Raw genomic sequence first — 16,953 nt, 5'->3', positions numbered from 1 at the left:
CCTAATTACAATTGTGCTAACAATTTTTCATTCGATTTCTTAACTTTAGAAACCCAGCCTTTGTAAGAACTCAAAATTTCTGAATATCTTACACTTGGTTGAGACAAGCTTTCAAATAATGGAGGTGAGAAATGTTGAGGGAAAAATCTGTGCAGAGCTTTATTAATACTTTGTCTAATGCCAAATTCAGTAGATAATCTAGGAGATAAAGGAGAACTATATTTACTTAATTCGACTAAAGCATCTGCATCAGCCTTACGACGAATAGTAAACTGTTGAATAGCTTCTGCCCAATTGTCGCTATACTCATCCAACAGATTATTTAATATCAACACATCTTCCAAAGCACTGTTACAGCCTTGTCCTAATGCAGGCGATACTGCATGGGCTGCATCTCCGATTAATAAAGCATTCTCACCTTGATGATACCGATTGCAGCGTACTGTAGTAACTCTTGATATAGGATTATTTACAAATGCTTCTATTTCCGCTGTACTCATCAGTTCTTTTAGTTGCGGACAATTTTGTTGAAAATATAATGATGCTTCTTCAACATTCTTCAAATTTGCAACAGAATTTTTCTGATAAGGAAAACGAATCACACCGTTTAAGCTACCATCGGCTTGTTCGACTAACAATACACGAGTACTCTTCTCTACATCCCAGAAGTGGATTTTACCCTGTTTGCGATCGCAATGATTTGTATTCTTAGACGCGGAAATAAAAACTGATTTGTAAGCATTAGGAATGTATGCTTGGCAGTATTCAAAAGTATCTGATAATTCTGCAAAGTTTTTTCTAACTACAGAACGCGCTCCATCTGCACCGATTAACAAATCGTAATCAACATCAAAATCTGTTTGTGTTCCAAGGTTGCGGAATTTAATAATTTTTGGTTCTAATGTACCATCATACTTGCAATGAAAGTTAATTTTAAGTTCCGAGCTATGGTATTTCTGTAGCAGATCGAGGAGTACTTTCACTAAATCGTTACGGTCAATGCTGAATAAAGGTTTTGATCTAGATATCACCTTTGTTTTACCATTTTTCCGGTGACTAACTATATTTGTGACTGGTGTACTTGCGGCTTTGATCGCTGATTCTAATCCGGGAATTTTGCTCAAAGCGTTGTATCCCCTGTCATTTAAACCGATGGGGAAGGTTCTCGAATCAGAATAAGAGACAATGCGGGGGTCTCCACGATGTTCGTAAATTTCAACTTGATATTGGCGATCGCGACTTAACAAGTAATGAGCTAAAAGTAGTCCGCAAGGACCAGCACCAATAATTGCAACTTTTTTGAGCATTAGTATGGATTTACTCGCTATTGTTTGCTTTGTCCTATTTACTATATGGGTGAAGCTTTTGTTAACTTATGCAGTTTAAATCAAATTTCCTCTTGTAATTGTGTAGCACAACATTGTTGAAGAAAAGTAAATCGCTCCAAACGGACTGCGATCGCGCTTAATAATTGCTCTTCGTTACAGAACTTAGTAATACAGTCGTCAGCCCCCATTTCCATTACTTTACGGATTTCAGCTTGAGTGTATTGGTTGATAACAACAATTAACGGGATAATTGCTGTACTGGGGTGTTCGCGCAGAGCTTTAAGAAAATTAAGGTTACAATCCTCAGATTCTGACATTATCAAATCGCTAATGATTAAATCTGGTAATTCGGATTGTATTTTACGGACTCCGACAACGCTATTTTCTGCCAATATCACCTCAAAGCCTTGTGTCTCCAAGCATTTCATAAATCTTTGGCAAATTTGTAATTGCGATTCAATCATTAAAATTTTTGTCATTATCTGCGATCAATCATTAGACACATAATTTTAATTGTGCCTATGTCCTAGTTATTATATGGGTTAATTTTTGATAACTTATGCACTCACTTGATGCTTTCGGCATTACTTAACTGCATAAGTTGACTCCGCTGTTACCAATATAAGTTAGTAGTACTCCAGCACACTAATTTTGCGGAGTAACGCTTTCGTAGTGCCAGCATCTTGCTCACTCTCAAAAATTAAAATTTGACCATCTATCAAAAGTTAGAAAATTACGAGGACTAAATCATGAACCAAGATTCTTTATCTGACAAGAACATGAATAAAACACCAGCGATTAAATATCTCCAAAATCCTTTTTCTATCGCATGGTCAAAATTAGCTGCTTTAACTAAGTTAATTTATGTTACCGAGGAGAATTTAGAAAACGATACTCAATCGACAGAAGAAAGCGAACCCGATCAATTTGTAGATGAAAATGAACATATTCATCTAACAGATTGGGTAGAACCATCGATTTACTTGACGATATTTTGTCCTTACAAACGTTAAGCTATGTTAAACAACATTTAAGACATAGTAGTAAACGAGTAATTTGATGAAACTACCAAATCTTCTTGAAACACCAATATTTCAACAACGATACCAATGGATTGCCAAGCCTTTGGATTTCATGGAAAAAGCCGTTAAACAGTATCCCGATATCTTTACTTCTCAGATATTTGGTACCAAAAAACGGATAATATTCGCCAATCATCCCCAAGCGATTCAAGAAATTTTAACAAACGATCGCAAAAAATTTACAGCCCCCGGAGAAGCAAATAAAACTCTACAGCCATTAGTTGGGGAATATTCTTTATTTTTACTTAACGGAAGTCACCACAAACGCGATCGCAAGTTATTAATGCCGCAATTTCACGGTGAGAGAATGCAAACTTACGGTGAACTAATTTGCTCTCTTACCGAACAAGTATTTAGTCAATTACCAAAAGGTGAAATTTTTACTGCTCGTAATGTCACCTCAGAAATCTCTCTGAGCGTGATTTTGCAGGCTGTGTTTGGTTTGTACGAAGGGGAACGCTATCAACAAATCAAGCACCTAATAATTGCGATGCTAGATATGTTTCGCTCTCCCTTGGCTTTTGGCTTTTTATTGTTTCCCATTTTACAAAAAGATTTGGGTAAATTTAGTCCTTGGGGCAATTTTTTACGGCAAAGGGAACAACTTGATAAGTTGCTGTATACTGAGATTAATGAAAGACGCTCTGAGTTAGATAATACAAATCGCGTTGATATCCTCTCGTTATTGATGTCTGCAACAGATGAAGATGGCAACTCAATGACAGACCAAGAATTGCGCGATGAGTTGATGACATTACTGCTTGCTGGATACGAAACTACTGCTACAGCTATGGCTTGGGGATTATACTGGATTTATCAAAAGCCAGAAGTACGGGAAAAGTTATTGCAAGAATTAGATAGTCTGGGAGAAAACCCCGATCCTATAAGTATATCTAGGCTCCCGTATCTCACCGCTATCTGTAACGAAACTTTGCGGATTTATCCCGTTGCATTAGCGACATTTGTTAGACAAGTGCAAGAACCCGTGGTGTTGTCAGGTTATCAAATAGAACCGGGAAGCGAAATTTGGGGCTGCATTTATCTGTTGCATCATCGAGAAGATTTATACCCAGACTCTAAGCAATTTAAACCAGAAAGATTTATTGAAAGACAATTTTCTCCCTACGAATTTATGCCTTTTGGTAATGGAGCTAGACGCTGTATTGGTTATGCTTTAGCGGAATTTGAAATGAAGCTGGTATTAGCAAAAGTAGTTTCTGGTTATCAGTTAGCTTTTGCAGATAATAAACCCGAAAAACCCCAGCGTCGGGGATTGACTTTGGCTCCTGCAAAGGGTGTAAAAATGAAGATGGAAGGAATACGCTCGGCACAATCAGCGGTTGCGGCGGTAGGGAAATAAATTCTATTGTAGGGTGTTGATTTTGATGGTATTTTCTTGCTTTTTATTCATGCAACTTTTATGTCGGTTATAATCGCAACATTTTGAACCTCACCCCCGTCCCCTCTCCTTATTAAGGAGAGGGGTGTCCGTTAGCGCAGCGTGTCCGGAGGACATAGGGAAATAATTTAATCCCAATTTCGCCCAGAATTAGTATAAGGTAAAATATGTAGCTAAAAAAAGCCAAAAGATGCGATATCAAAAATGGCTATCTAAAGTAATTTTATTTGCTCTAGTAGTTATATTTACCTTGATTTGGGCTTGGCTTCCGAGAGTTGATGCTCAAGATCTTTATACTCCTGAAAAAATCACTCAAAATGATCTAAATCCCCAAAATTTACTAGATGAAGGTAAAATACTTTATGATGCAGGAAAGTTTAATGATGCGATATCAAATTTAAAGCAAGCAGCGCAAATTTTTCAACGTCAAGGTAATAAAATAAAAATGGCGATCGCGCTGAGCAATATCTCTTTAGCTTACAAGCAAATTGGAGAATATCAGCAGGCTTTAAATTATATTACCCAAAGTCGTAACTTATTAGAAAAACAGGATAATTTAAAAAATAATTTAAAAGTACTTGCTCAAGTGTTAGAGATTCAAGCTAACTTACAATTAATATTAGGAAAGCCAATAGCTGCTTTAGATAACTGGAAACAAGCTACTGATATCTACAAACGGGTAAATTTTCAAGATGGAAAATTCCGTAGTTTGGTTAATCAAAATCTGGCATTACAGGCTTTAGGACGTTATCATCAGGCTCGTAAGATTTTAGCAGAATTACTTTCAGAATTAAATAAACAACCAGCTTCTATTCTCAAAGTTATAACATTACGGAATTTAGGTGATGTTCAATTATATTTAGGTGAAATAGACGCTTCTATAAAAACTTTGCAGCAAAGCTATAAAATGGCACAAGACATCAAATCTACACCTCAAATAGCTGAAAGTTTGCTGAGTTTGGGTAATGCAAAACGCATTCAAGCAAATAAAATACGGTTACGTTTACAAAACACGACAAATTTTGCAAAAACTACACCTTTACTTTATGTTCGCGAACCGATATCGCCGGAGGTAATAAAATTATATCAACAAGCTGTACAAAACTATGAAAAGGCTGTAGGTATATCCACATCACCTGCAATTAAACTTAAAGCTCAATTAAATTTGCTCAATGTCTTGATAGAACTTCAAGAATTTGTCAAAGCGAATAATTTATACTCTCAATTACAGTTGACAATTAACAAATTACCATTATCTCAGACATCGATTAACGCTCGCATAAATTTAGCCCAAAATCTATTCTTTTTAAAACAAGCTAGTCCGAATAATGCACCCGAATGGGATATAGCCCAAATTTTAGCCGTATCGATTCAACAAGCGGAAATGTTGGAGGATGTGCGATCGCAATCTTATGCAATGGGTGTGCTTGGTAGCGTGTATTTACAAACTCAAAATGTCACTGATGCTCAAAAATTAACCAAAAAAGCCGTTGATTTAGCTTTAGGAATAGAAGCAAAAGATATTGCTTATCTTTGGCAATGGCAATTAGGATATATATTTAAAGTTGAAGAAAATATATCCGCATCTTTAGATTATTATTCTCAAGCAGTTAACAATTTAAATGATTTACGTGGTCAATTACTCGTATTCAATCCAGATATCCAGTTTTCATTTCGAGATAATGTAGAACCAGTATACAGGCAATTGGTTGATTTACTTTTGCGATCGCCCAATTCTAAGAATATAAACCAAGAAAACTTAAAACAAGCTCGTGATGTAATTGAAGCACTACAATTAAGAGAAATAGAAAACTATTTTCAAGAAGCTTGTTTGCAAGCTAAACCAGAAATTATTGATACAGTCGTCGATCAAACTGATACTACAGCAGCGGTTATTTATCCAATTATATTACAAAATCGAATTGAAGTTATTCTCAAACTTCCTAAACAAAATCAATTTAAACGCTACACAACTTTTATTCAAGCCAATCAAGTTGAAAAGACTTTAGAAGATTTACAATATAACCTTAGACAACCAGAACAAATTAATCAGGTAAAAATAAAATCTGGAGAAGTATATAACTGGTTAATTAAGCCATTAGAAGCAGATTTAGAAAATAACAATATTGAAACTTTGGTATTTGTGTTAGATGGAAATTTAAGAAATATTCCAATGGCTGTACTTTACGACGACAAAGCACCGGAAAAACAAAAATTTTTGATTGAAAAATATGCCGTTGTTTTAACTCCAGGTTTACAACTGTTAGAGCCAAAACCTTTACAACAAAAAGAATTAAATATTCTCATGGCTGGAATCAGTAAAAAGCGATTAATTGGAAATAAACAGTTTAATCCTCTAGAAAATGTGGAATTTGAGCTAGAAAAAATTCACACACAAATACCTAATAGCAAAGAACTTTTAAATCAATCATTTACTGAAGGTAACTTAGAAAAACAAATTGAATCTGCTAAATATTCAGTAGTTCATATTGCCACTCACGGTAACTTTAGTTCAAACTTAGAAGAAACCTATATTCTGACCTGGAATAAACTACTCAAACTCAAAGATTTTGAACGGGTATTTCAAATTAACAAAAATACCGATCGCGCTATTCAATTATTAGTTCTTAGCGCTTGTGAAACCGCAAATGGAGATAAAAGAGCAACTTTAGGACTTTCTGGAATTGCTATACGTGCGGGTGCAAGAAGTACGTTAGCTACATTATGGGCTGTTGAGGATAAGTCTACGGCTGAATTAATGAGTCAATTTTATCAAGAATTACAAAACAAAAAATTAAACAAAGCCAAAGCTTTACAGCAGGCTCAAATTAAACTTTTAAACAATGGGGAATCACCTTTAATTTGGTCTCCATATGTGTTAGTTGGTAATTGGCTTTGACAGTAAGCAAACATTGCGTTATGGTAAGCTTGACTAATTTTATTAATCAATCTTTCCTAAAATTGGTTCTTTTGATAACTCTTGCAAACCAACATCATTAAGCAATCGCAACCAATATTCTGCAACAATTTTACTTTGAGGATTTGCTTGTTTAAGTTTGACTAATTCCGTTAAAGCCGAATACCAGATATCATTTTGAGCGTAGAAAGCAAAACGTTGACGGGGTGACGAAGATGTGATTAACTGCTTTTGCTGTAACGGTTGAAGTGCTACTCTTTGCACCCATCCATGCACGTAAATAGGAGTAGATAATTTATCACCACTGCAATTTAATTTAAAATACCATTGATAGATTTTATCGGTTTCTAAAGTTTTTCCTGAACCAAGATTAATACTAACTATACCTTCACCTTTATTAATCGGGAACTTAGTCCGATAAACATCATTATCAGCTTCATCTTGCAGCACAAATTCACCTACAGGTATCTTGCTTGCTTGATATGGAATATAAAACCAAAATGTTGGATTTGCTTCAACTACTTTACCAATCTTATTTTCTGGAATTAAAGCAGTAAGCGGTATATTTGCAGCAGGACAATCACCACGGCTTCCCATTCCTCTTCTTTTGCTTGGTCTTCCTCGGTTAGAACCGTCTTGCTTTTGCTTTGACTTTACTGGTGGTTTGGGAGCATTTTGACTAATTTGTGTTTGCGATGCTACTACTGATTGATTAGAGGTTGTGATGGCGATCAGCATTAATAACGGCATCAAGCTAAATATAATTAAGTTTAAACTTTTTCTTTGCATACAAAAAATTATCCTTTTAAGAGTCATAGTTACCTTTAGCTAAAAAATCAACATCAAGTAAACTAATTTTTGATTAAACTATTTTAGGTATTTTACCAAAGTATCTATGTGATTCATAGGAAAGAAAAATGTAACTTATGCAGTTGGATTGAAGTTAATAGTATTTTTCTGTCACTCCCTCTTCTCTAGCTATTTACTTAGGATGAATTTATATGCAAGAACCATTTATTTTGAAGTGATTAACCAAAAACTGCATAAGTTAACTTCGTCTGCATCTATTTAAAAGTGTAAGCAGGAAAGAAAATTTATTCTCCTTCTACAAACTGATGAAAGCCTTAACCGCTTAATTTAGTATCTTAATGTATCTTACAACTTTATCCAAGATGGTTTAAGAGATCAAAAATAGCGGTTTATCAAAAAGAAAAGTATTGTTATTCAAGTATTAATGAATAATCGTACTAAATTCTATGGATGCCATCATTTTCACAAATCTAACAATTAACTCACAAGGACAAACAATCATGACTAATGTAACATTGCAAGACTTAAAAGATAACATTTATTTGGCTATGATAGAAGATGATGATGAGAAATTAATCGATTTGCTGAATAAATCTGGTTTAATCGAAGCAGCAAAAATCCAGATAACAATAGATATAAACAAAATTCAACCTAGTGAAAATGCAATAAAAGCACAAATTCAGGAAGATTTAGAAGTCGATTCAAAAGAGATGTATGAACTAGCTACTTGCTACTATTGTTTTATTAATGGAGTATATAAAAAGTTTTGTGGAGGCTGTTATTGTTGCCCCTGAATCAAAAGCAAAGCTTCTTAGCAAAACACAACCGAAAAGCTGTATTACCAAACTTAATGTTACTCAATAATCACAAACCTTGAAACTGAATATATGATTAAATCCTCAATTTTTATCAGAGATTGAGGATATTATTTTAGTATTAAGACTTAGCAAAAAGGCATATCTTCTTGCAGGGTACTGTGAAATTTTGGCTAATTTTTAACGTAATAATGAGGTTGTATTGTCACGCACCAACCTTATACTTGTGACAATTGCGTAAGTCCTGAGTATGTTTACTACTTACCGTGTGTTCTTACCAAACAAATGGTATTTTGTTTAGAGTGCAGTATTGGAAATAAGTAATGAAAGTTCATCAGCATTGCTTTCACAACCTAGCAATTACAATATTTACGACCATAGCATTTTACACTAACTTAGTTAATGCCCAAATCGTTCCAGATGCAACTCTACCGATTAATTCCAGCGTCATACAACAAGATAATATTAAAATTATTGAAGGTGGAACTCAAACAGGAAGTAATTTATTTCACAGTTTTGAGCAATTCTCCGTACCCACCAATACAACAGCATATTTTAACAATCTGGCAAATATTCAAAATATTATCACCCGCATTACAGGTAAATCTATTTCTAATATTGATGGTACAATTCGCACCAATGGTACGGCAAATTTATTTTTAATTAATCCTTCAGGAATTATTTTTGGTAACAATGCTTCCTTAGATATTGGTGGTTCGTTTTTCGCAACTACCGCAAGTAGTATTAACTTTGCCGACGGTACACAATTTAGCGCTACGGAACCCCAAAATACACCTTTATTAACTATAAATGTTCCTATAGGATTACAATTTGGTGCAACAGCACCGATCCGCAATCAATCTCAAGCTTCTCAAAATGATGGAAATAATCTTAGTAATCAACCTGTTGGTTTACAAGTACCTACAGGTAAAACTTTAGCGTTGATTGGTGGTGATGTGACGTTAGAAGGAGGCAATTTAACCGTAGACTCAGGAAGAATAGAATTAGTTGCTGTTGGTAATAATAGTTTTGTAAGCCTTAACTCAACCGATCAAGGTTGGGTTTTAGGGTATGAAGGTGTAGAAAATTTCCAGAATATTCAATTAATTCAACGCAGTGTTAACGGTTCTAAAATTTCATCTAATGTTATAGTTGATAATAAATTTGGTAGTGGTAATATTGAGATCCAAGGTGATTTGGTTGAATTAGTTGGTGATAATGCTATAAACCTAATCAATCAGACAGATCAAGATGCTGTAGATAGTGGAAATTTGAATATTACCGCTAGAAAATTAGTTGTTCGAGATGGGATGCAAATAACTAGTTTAACTATTGGTAACAGCGCATCAAGTAGCATAAATATAAATGCCTCTGAATCTGTAGAAATTATCGGTGGTATCGACTCAAACGGTAGTTATTTGCCTAGTAGTATGAATAATGATAATATCTCGGTTGGGAAAGCGGGTAATATGACCATTAATACTAGTAGGTTATTAATCAAAGATGGAGCTGTGATATCTGCTGAATCTAGTAGTTTAATAACGGCAGAATCTCAATTACTACCAGCGGTAGGAGCAGGAGGAAATATAATCGTAAATGCAGCTGAATCAGTCGAATTAATGGGAAGTTCTGCAAATGTTTCTAGTAGCTTGAGCGCTACTACAACAGGTTTCAAAAACGGTGGAAAATTAACTATTTCCACAAAGCGATTAATTGTTAAAGATGAAGCTGAAATTACCGTCAGCAGCTTATTTCCAGAATTTCCACTAAGTATAAATTTTGTTGGTAATACTAATAATTTAGGAAATGCAGGGGAAATTAATATAACTGCCGATTCTATAACTCTAAATAATCAAGGTAAAATTATATCTGAAACTGATTCAGCAAATGGAGGTAATATTAATCTCCAAGTACAAAATTTACTATTAATGCGTCGCAATAGTCAAATTTCTAGTAATGCAGGAATTGCTCAACTTGAAGGCGATGGTGGTAATATCAATATTAATATTCCTAATGGTTTTATAGTTGCAGTCCTTTCGGAAAACAGCGACATTACCGCGAATGCTTTTACTGGTAGTGGTGGGAGAGTTGACATCAATGCTACTGGTATTTTAGGGATTCAACCCCGCAGTCGAGATCAATTAGCAGCACTTTTATCTACCGATAACCCCAGCGAACTTAATCCGCAAGAACTTTTGACTAGCGATATTACGGCAATTTCACAATCCAACCCAAATTTAAACGGTATCTTAAGCATTAATGCGACTAATGTAGAACCCACAAAGGAACTAACGGAATTGCCAGATATACCAGTTGACCCCAAAATCTCTCAAGTTTGTAGATCCCGTGGAGGAAATCAAAGCGAATTTATTTTTACCAAACGTGGTGGTTTACCTCCTTTACCTAGTGAAGTGCTAGGAATTAATTCTGCTTTAGATGTTGATTGGGTAGATGAGGAGATGGGGAGACAAGGAGATGGGGAGATGGGGAGACAAGGAGATGGGGAGATGGGGAGACAAGGAGATGGGGAGATGGGGAGATGGGGAGATGGGGAGATGGGGAGTTCAATCCAAAATCGTATAATCCAAAATCGAGTTGTTGAAGCTACTGGTTGGGTGGTGGATAAAAATGGTGATATTTATTTTGTGGCTGAGGAACCTAAGACAAAACAGGAGAATCTGGAAAAGGTTGGTTGTTAGCTATAGCTCTTTTTTTTAAGTTGTAAGTTGCAATACTACCGCTACCTGCAATTATTGCCAAAGTTGAAGGAACTAAGGGTATCCAAGCACCTTGAATTAACAAAATGTAGCAAAGATAATATAATATTCCTTGGGCTAGACCTAATGTTAATAATAAATGTAACGCTGATTTACACCGCCAAGCAAGCATTCCTCCAACCATTGCCCAACAGTAAATCCACAGTGCTTCGCTCCATTTTGACCATACCCATAATAACGGTCTACGATCAAGGACAGCGCTTAGAAGTTGACTTACCATGTGTGCGTGTATGATTACTCCCGGTGTTCTATCTTCCTGGGATTGTGCGCTATAAGGTCTTAGTGCATAATTATTAAAGCTTTCTGCGGTGGTACCAATAATAACTATTTTATCTTTGACTTGATCGGGTGTAAGTTTATTATTAAGTACGTCAGATAGGGTTACTTGCGTCGCGATTTGAGGTGTCGATCGCCAATTAAGCATGATTTGATAACCCAAGCTATCAATTTTACTATAACCGCCGCTGTTGTCTTGTAAATATGGAAATATTACATTACCCGATTTGGAATTATCTTGATTAAGCTTAAGTTCGATGATAGCTTGGGCTAAATAACGTTCTGCAAGTTGAAAACTAAAGGATTTATTGGTATTACAGGGTTTTGCTCCTGCCATCGCTAATAAATGACGGCGCAAAATGTTATCATCATCTGTTACAATGTCGCTGAATCCTAAGTTTTGCTCGGAAAGCTCTGGAGGTGCTGGGACACCGGGATTTTCATCTCCACTGACTTGACAAATTCCGATAAAATTAGCATTTTTCATCCATTTAGCTAAGTCTGCATATTTCTCTTTGACGGGATTTTCTCGATAAATATCTAAACCAATAATGCGGGGACTATATTTTTCTAATTTACTTATTAGTTGTGCTAATGCACTATCTGAGAGCGACGCACCACCTCTTTCCGAAGCATTCTGTGCCTGTATGTCAGCTTCGGTTATCCCGACGATTAAAATGCGATGATCTTTTCCTTCATCAGGTCGCATACGCATCATACTATCAAAGGCTGCAAGTTCCCAATTTTGCAATAATCCCAAACTTCGCACTCCCATGATTAGAGTTGCGATCGCTAAACTTGCGGTAAAAATTGCCGGGATTATCTGACGCGATGATAATCGGTAATTCTGGACTTTCTGCGGGTTTTTAGTTGGATTTGACCAAATTAAAGCTGCTTCTGTCGGATTTTGACAAATTATTGGCAACCAGCTTGCACAGGGAAATTCTGCTTCTAAACCCTGCAATCTTTCCCCAGCTTCACGAACTGCTAAATAAAAGGATTTGGATTCGGAAAAAGCTGATAAGAAGAACTTTAAGAATCTCTGCGCGACTAAATCGGGTACTGGTTCCCGCATCACAATCATTTGCGGAATATGCAATGAAGCGAGTTGTGTTGCTAATCCCAAACCATCGCAGGAATTAAAGATTGCTAACCGCAACCCCCGCGATATCGCCGCTCTTAAACCGTTCTTTAACTGCTCTATAGTTAAACTATCATAAGGATTGATATAAATTCGCCCGGTTTCTCCACTTAACTGACTCGAACTATGTCCGGCAAAAAACAATATATCCCATCCTTTTTTATCCCACAGCATCAAATCTAATTCTTGACGTTCGGGTTCTACTAAAAAAGTTGTTTCCGCACCAGGTAAATGTTCGAGGATGATTCTATCTTCTTGAATATCAATATTTTCGCTATTACCTAATATTGCTAAAATTCTTACTTGATTACTGTTAGATTTACCGATGGTTTCCAACCGCTCGAATTCCGGAGAACTCAAGCATAAAACAGCGTGGGGATAGTCATCAAAGAAATCCCATAGATTCCAAGGCAATCGCCGCACTTCATCTACATCTGTTTGAATTACTACCTGTATTTCTTCCGATGGGTCTAATTTTGTGCGTATTTTTTGTTCTATATTAGTAAAAGTAATTGAATTGAGCCAAAGATTAATTTTATTTTTTAATTCGTCGCATAGCTTATTAAATTCAATCGATGAAATATTAGTAATATCGTCCGACTCAATTTCAATTTCTGCATCCGAAACATAATCCTGTCGCCAGTTTACATCGGGCATTAAGCAGTCATAAAGTAGACTATAGAGAATTTGCCAACGCCTGTAAAGCTCGGTAATTTCTGGCGCGGGGGGTAGACTTCCGGTAAACTGAATTGAGAACAGATTCACATCTTGTTTGCGTTCGTAAATTTGCGCGATCGCCCGATCAAATCCCTCCTGTAAGCTACCCCTGGACAAATTTAATATTACTAACTTACTCATATTTCCCACCGGGTGAACCCTTCGATGATAAAGTTCTTTCTTATTTTGACATCTTTGGCAGTTTGATGGAATACCGATCGCACTTAACAAACATTTGGAAGCTATATTTTTTTTATCCGCCAATTAATCTACCCATAGGCATATTTTTTTAAATTGACACTAATGATAATATCAATTTTAGGAGTAGTTACTAGAAAATCTATAAAATTAGACTTAAAAACTAACTTGGCATATTGTGTGTATTGAAAAATTTGTCAATCATATTTTTATTTAAATCTCCGTTTTAACTTATATTTTTTCCAATCAAATAGCCTGAATTACTCTTATATCTCAGAACAAGCCAAGTCTTGGAGAACAAAGTTTTCCATTATTTGGAAATCTTTGAGAGCCACTTGAATGCTGAAATGTTTACCCAGAGTCAATTTAAATCTTTTCAATTGAATATAATTATCGTAACTTCTTGATTCAACTGAATGTAATGTTTTCCCTGACTCGGAAAGCAAAGTTAATTTAATATTCGCAGGTAAATAGGTTTCTCCAGAAGCAGGGTAAAGCTGCACCCGAATACCGACTTTATTATCAATTTGCGGTGATAAACCAATTAGTAATGCGACAGATTTATTTTCTATTTGCATTCCTAAATCAATCAGTTTAGCTCCTTTGACGCAAACTTCATTTAAAACAGAATCGCTTCTAAATTGATATGCTCTTGCATCCGTTAAAGTCAACAAATCATCAACAGAACGAAAACCTGCATTAAAGATATTATCAAACCACAAACTTAAATTCTGTACGATTTTATCTGTATTTTTCATGAGATTATTTTGTGAACTTTGTATCCCGTTGTACAAAATCGAGCGATATTCGTCGTCAGCTAAAATTGCTCCCCATAGCGCAAAGTTAATATCCAGACGAGGGGAATAAATTGATTTGCGTAATTGTGCGATCGCTTCTCGTGCTTGAACCTCAGATAAACTTGGTAAAGGCTTAACTTGTGGTTTCTGGAATGGACAAAGTTCTTCAGCTACCCACATGATATTGATATCGGCAATTAAATCGCATTTATTTACAGAATAAGTTCTATCAAGAGAGTCATATTTTGATTTTTTGCTAACTTGTTCGTAGCTAATAAACCCCCATATCCGCAACCAATTTTCTGTTAAATTGATCTGTACTGGGAGATAATAGTTAGTAGCCCAGTTAGGAATATCAACCCACTCTTGCGGGATGCGAAACTCATCGATATTACCTTGCTCGCTGGGAATTAAAACCACACGAGTTTGATTAAAAGTTAACTCAATCCCACTGACAAATTCCCACTGTCCATGCAAATGGATATTTGTAGGTATCTGGAATTTTGCGAGTAAATCTGGCTCATCCTCCAAGTATTTGACGAAAGTGTTTAAACATAAGCAATTAACAAAAGCTCTGTGACGAGCAGCTGCATTTTGGTAATTATTCACAGCAGTTTGTTCCCATGCTGTTTCCCGTTCTTGCTCGGAAAATTCCCACCATAAATGTTCTGGGTGAATTTCTAACAAATCCTCAAAGTTCAATGTCTGATTATTTTCATTCATAAAAATCATCCTGCTTTTCTATCCATTCATTTACAAAATCAACGAGCTTCTGATTGACTACCGAGAGCGAGTTGGTTTCTAAACACATATTTTGTTCAAGTTCGTGTTGAAATAACTCAATTAGTTTCAATTTTATTTCCATAAGTGAATTAAGATCGCGATCCAAATCGCACTTTTTTTGGTTTGCATGAATAATTCTTTTCAAATTTGTATCTAGAATCGAGCAAAAAAGTTGTTTACAATAAGATTCTAAACAATTATCCAAAGCTGATTTTATTCTTTCAATATTGTGATCGCAACTAAGATATATTTCTAAGTTGACTTGATTCCATTGTTCGGCAAACTCCTTTAATATATTTCTGGTATATCTTTTTATTTGACGAGCGACTTGATACTGCTTTTGTAGCTCTGGATATTTAGATTTTAAAAGATTGGCTATTTCAGCTTGAGTTAAGTTTAGTCCCTGCCATAATTTAAAAATAATTTGACACAGTTGTGGCATATTTGTGAATAAATTGTCAACAATAACCTGTACCTGTCGCCATTCTTCCTGCTCTATTAATATATCCCATGTAGAAGGTGTAGCATCGGAAATATCATAATAATCTTCCTCAAAGGAAAAATATTGTTTAGTGCGATAATTTTTAGCCGCATTTATACAAGTCAACAGCATTTCTTGAATTGTGATATCTGTTGCAGAAACATGATTAACATTGAGTTGATTGCATCGTTGATTGTAGTAACTAGCAATTGCTGCAAAGTCGTTTTGCGAGGGGTTTCGCGTCCGAGCCAAGCTGTTCGGTGTGGGCTGAAAAACTTCATGAAAGCATTGCCAAACTAAGCGATATAAAATGATTTTTTCGCTGTGAAAATTTTGCGCTGACAAAGCTTCATTTAATTCTCGAAAACTTAGATCCTTCAATAAACCGTAATTAGAAAATCTGGTTCTCCTTGCTTCTAAATCTTGGTGATAAATTTGATTGCGAATAAATCGTTTAAAAGCAGCGATCGCATATGCTTCTACATTAATCGTCTCGCGTTCCAAATTAAAGCTTTTGAAAAACTTGCTGGGTGAACTAGCAGCCACATTTGCTATTTGAAAACATTCTTCCAAAGAATATTTATGTTTAATATACTTAAATTCATAATGTATATCTTTTGCAGCTTTGAAACAGGCTTCTTGTAAATAAGCTGAAAAATGCTTCTTTGCTGTCGGTATACATCCTGGATTAAAATTAAGTACATTTTTGCAATCTGGTTGATATTGAATTAATAGCATTTTGAGAAAATATTGCGCCCAAAAGCTTTCTTTAGCGTCTGGATCTGCCGCTACTTTTAGTCTCATGCTATTTTCTAGTTCCAAGTCAACCTGCCAATTCAACTTAATTTGATGGTTATTGCCTGTAAAACTGATAAAGCTAGAAAACTTATTTATGACGTTTCCGCGTTTTTCCATAAGCATAAGATTTTACCGCACTATTATTGCAAATATTTGTTCTCCTATATTTATCGTCATTAACAATAGGTCATTACCATTTAATCCATAAAAATTCATCATTATGATTATTGCGTTACATATTTGCTGCATAAATGCAGGTGTTATACATAATTATGGGCGCTTCGAGAAACTGATTATGCAGTTTTGCTGTAAAATTAAGTCTGAGGGTGGGATTAAATCGTTATAGCTGAATCGTGTTTAATATGCCATTGCGCGGCTACTAGATGCATCTATCATTCGTTCTCAAGTGACTTCTCTGCTTTTGATACTATTGACAGTTGACTTTTCGATCAAAATAAAAGAAGCGATATAATCAACGTCTCTACAGTTTAGATGATTTAACTTATCCGGACTTAGCAAAAAGGCACAATTGTTATTGTAGGGTGTGTGACTAGGCTGTGTACTTTGATAGAATTTATTCGTTTTTGGCTCATGCATTTAACTGGTTCCCAGCCTCCGGCTGGGAACCCATGAC

Annotated in this window: 11 protein-coding genes; 5 read left to right on the top strand and 6 right to left on the bottom strand. The window is 35.5% G+C overall.

Annotated features, from left to right (window positions below):
• Positions 1 to 5: 5 nt before the first annotated feature.
• Both VB797_RS02995 and VB797_RS02990 read right to left on the bottom strand, forming a co-directional pair.
• Positions 6 to 1,307 carry an NAD(P)/FAD-dependent oxidoreductase gene (locus tag VB797_RS02995; RefSeq protein WP_323236134.1) on the bottom strand — a complete coding sequence of 434 codons (1,302 nt, stop codon included), beginning with the start codon at positions 1,305 to 1,307 and terminating at the stop codon, positions 6 to 8.
• A gap of 80 nt (positions 1,308 to 1,387) precedes the next feature.
• Positions 1,388 to 1,807: a response regulator transcription factor gene (locus tag VB797_RS02990; protein WP_323236133.1), complete on the bottom strand. Its 420-nt coding sequence runs from the start codon at positions 1,805 to 1,807 to the stop codon at positions 1,388 to 1,390.
• A 270-nt stretch (positions 1,808 to 2,077) separates the two neighbouring features.
• Between VB797_RS02990 and VB797_RS02985 the strand changes: the two genes are divergently transcribed.
• From VB797_RS02985 to VB797_RS02975, 3 genes are all read left to right on the top strand, one after another.
• Complete coding sequence (locus VB797_RS02985; RefSeq protein ID WP_323236132.1) at positions 2,078 to 2,341, top strand: hypothetical protein; 264 nt, start codon at positions 2,078 to 2,080, stop codon at positions 2,339 to 2,341.
• Positions 2,342 to 2,387: 46 nt separating this feature from the next.
• Positions 2,388 to 3,770, top strand: a complete 1,383-nt coding sequence (locus tag VB797_RS02980) for a cytochrome P450 (protein ID WP_323236131.1) — start codon at positions 2,388 to 2,390, stop codon at positions 3,768 to 3,770.
• A 229-nt stretch (positions 3,771 to 3,999) separates the two neighbouring features.
• Positions 4,000 to 6,708, top strand: coding sequence for a CHAT domain-containing protein (locus tag VB797_RS02975; RefSeq protein WP_323236130.1), 2,709 nt, complete (start codon positions 4,000 to 4,002; stop codon positions 6,706 to 6,708).
• Between the two features lie 42 nt (positions 6,709 to 6,750).
• On the opposite strand, the gene VB797_RS02970 is transcribed toward VB797_RS02975, so the two are convergent.
• Positions 6,751 to 7,515: a DUF928 domain-containing protein gene (locus tag VB797_RS02970; protein WP_323236129.1), complete on the bottom strand. Its 765-nt coding sequence runs from the start codon at positions 7,513 to 7,515 to the stop codon at positions 6,751 to 6,753.
• A gap of 467 nt (positions 7,516 to 7,982) precedes the next feature.
• Between VB797_RS02970 and VB797_RS02965 the strand changes: the two genes are divergently transcribed.
• Both VB797_RS02965 and VB797_RS02960 read left to right on the top strand, forming a co-directional pair.
• On the top strand, positions 7,983 to 8,330 hold the full coding sequence (locus VB797_RS02965) for a hypothetical protein (protein WP_323236128.1): 348 nt from the start codon (positions 7,983 to 7,985) through the stop codon (positions 8,328 to 8,330).
• Between the two features lie 344 nt (positions 8,331 to 8,674).
• On the top strand, positions 8,675 to 11,050 hold the full coding sequence (locus tag VB797_RS02960) for a filamentous hemagglutinin N-terminal domain-containing protein (RefSeq protein WP_323236127.1): 2,376 nt from the start codon (positions 8,675 to 8,677) through the stop codon (positions 11,048 to 11,050).
• Here VB797_RS02960 and VB797_RS02955 read toward each other — a convergent pair.
• The 3 genes from VB797_RS02955 to VB797_RS02945 form a co-directional block, all read right to left on the bottom strand.
• Complete coding sequence (locus VB797_RS02955) at positions 11,010 to 13,526, bottom strand: CHASE2 domain-containing protein (protein WP_323236126.1); 2,517 nt, start codon at positions 13,524 to 13,526, stop codon at positions 11,010 to 11,012. The genes VB797_RS02960 and VB797_RS02955 overlap by 41 nt on opposite strands.
• Positions 13,527 to 13,726: 200 nt before the next feature.
• Entirely contained in the window at positions 13,727 to 14,980 is a 1,254-nt protein-coding gene (locus VB797_RS02950) for a DUF1822 family protein (RefSeq protein WP_323236125.1), read from the bottom strand.
• A complete protein-coding gene (locus VB797_RS02945) occupies positions 14,973 to 16,442 on the bottom strand; it encodes a sigma-70 family RNA polymerase sigma factor (protein ID WP_323236124.1) in 1,470 nt (489 codons plus the stop codon). Before VB797_RS02945 ends, VB797_RS02950 begins: the two co-directional genes overlap by 8 nt.
• Positions 16,443 to 16,953 lie beyond the last annotated feature (511 nt).

Origin of the sequence: Rivularia sp. UHCC 0363 (assembly GCF_034931125.1) — a bacterium.
Classification (GTDB): Bacteria; Cyanobacteriota; Cyanobacteriia; order Cyanobacteriales; family Nostocaceae; genus Rivularia.
Note: the sequence above shows the minus strand (reverse complement) of the source record. Positions and strands in the feature narration are given on the sequence as shown.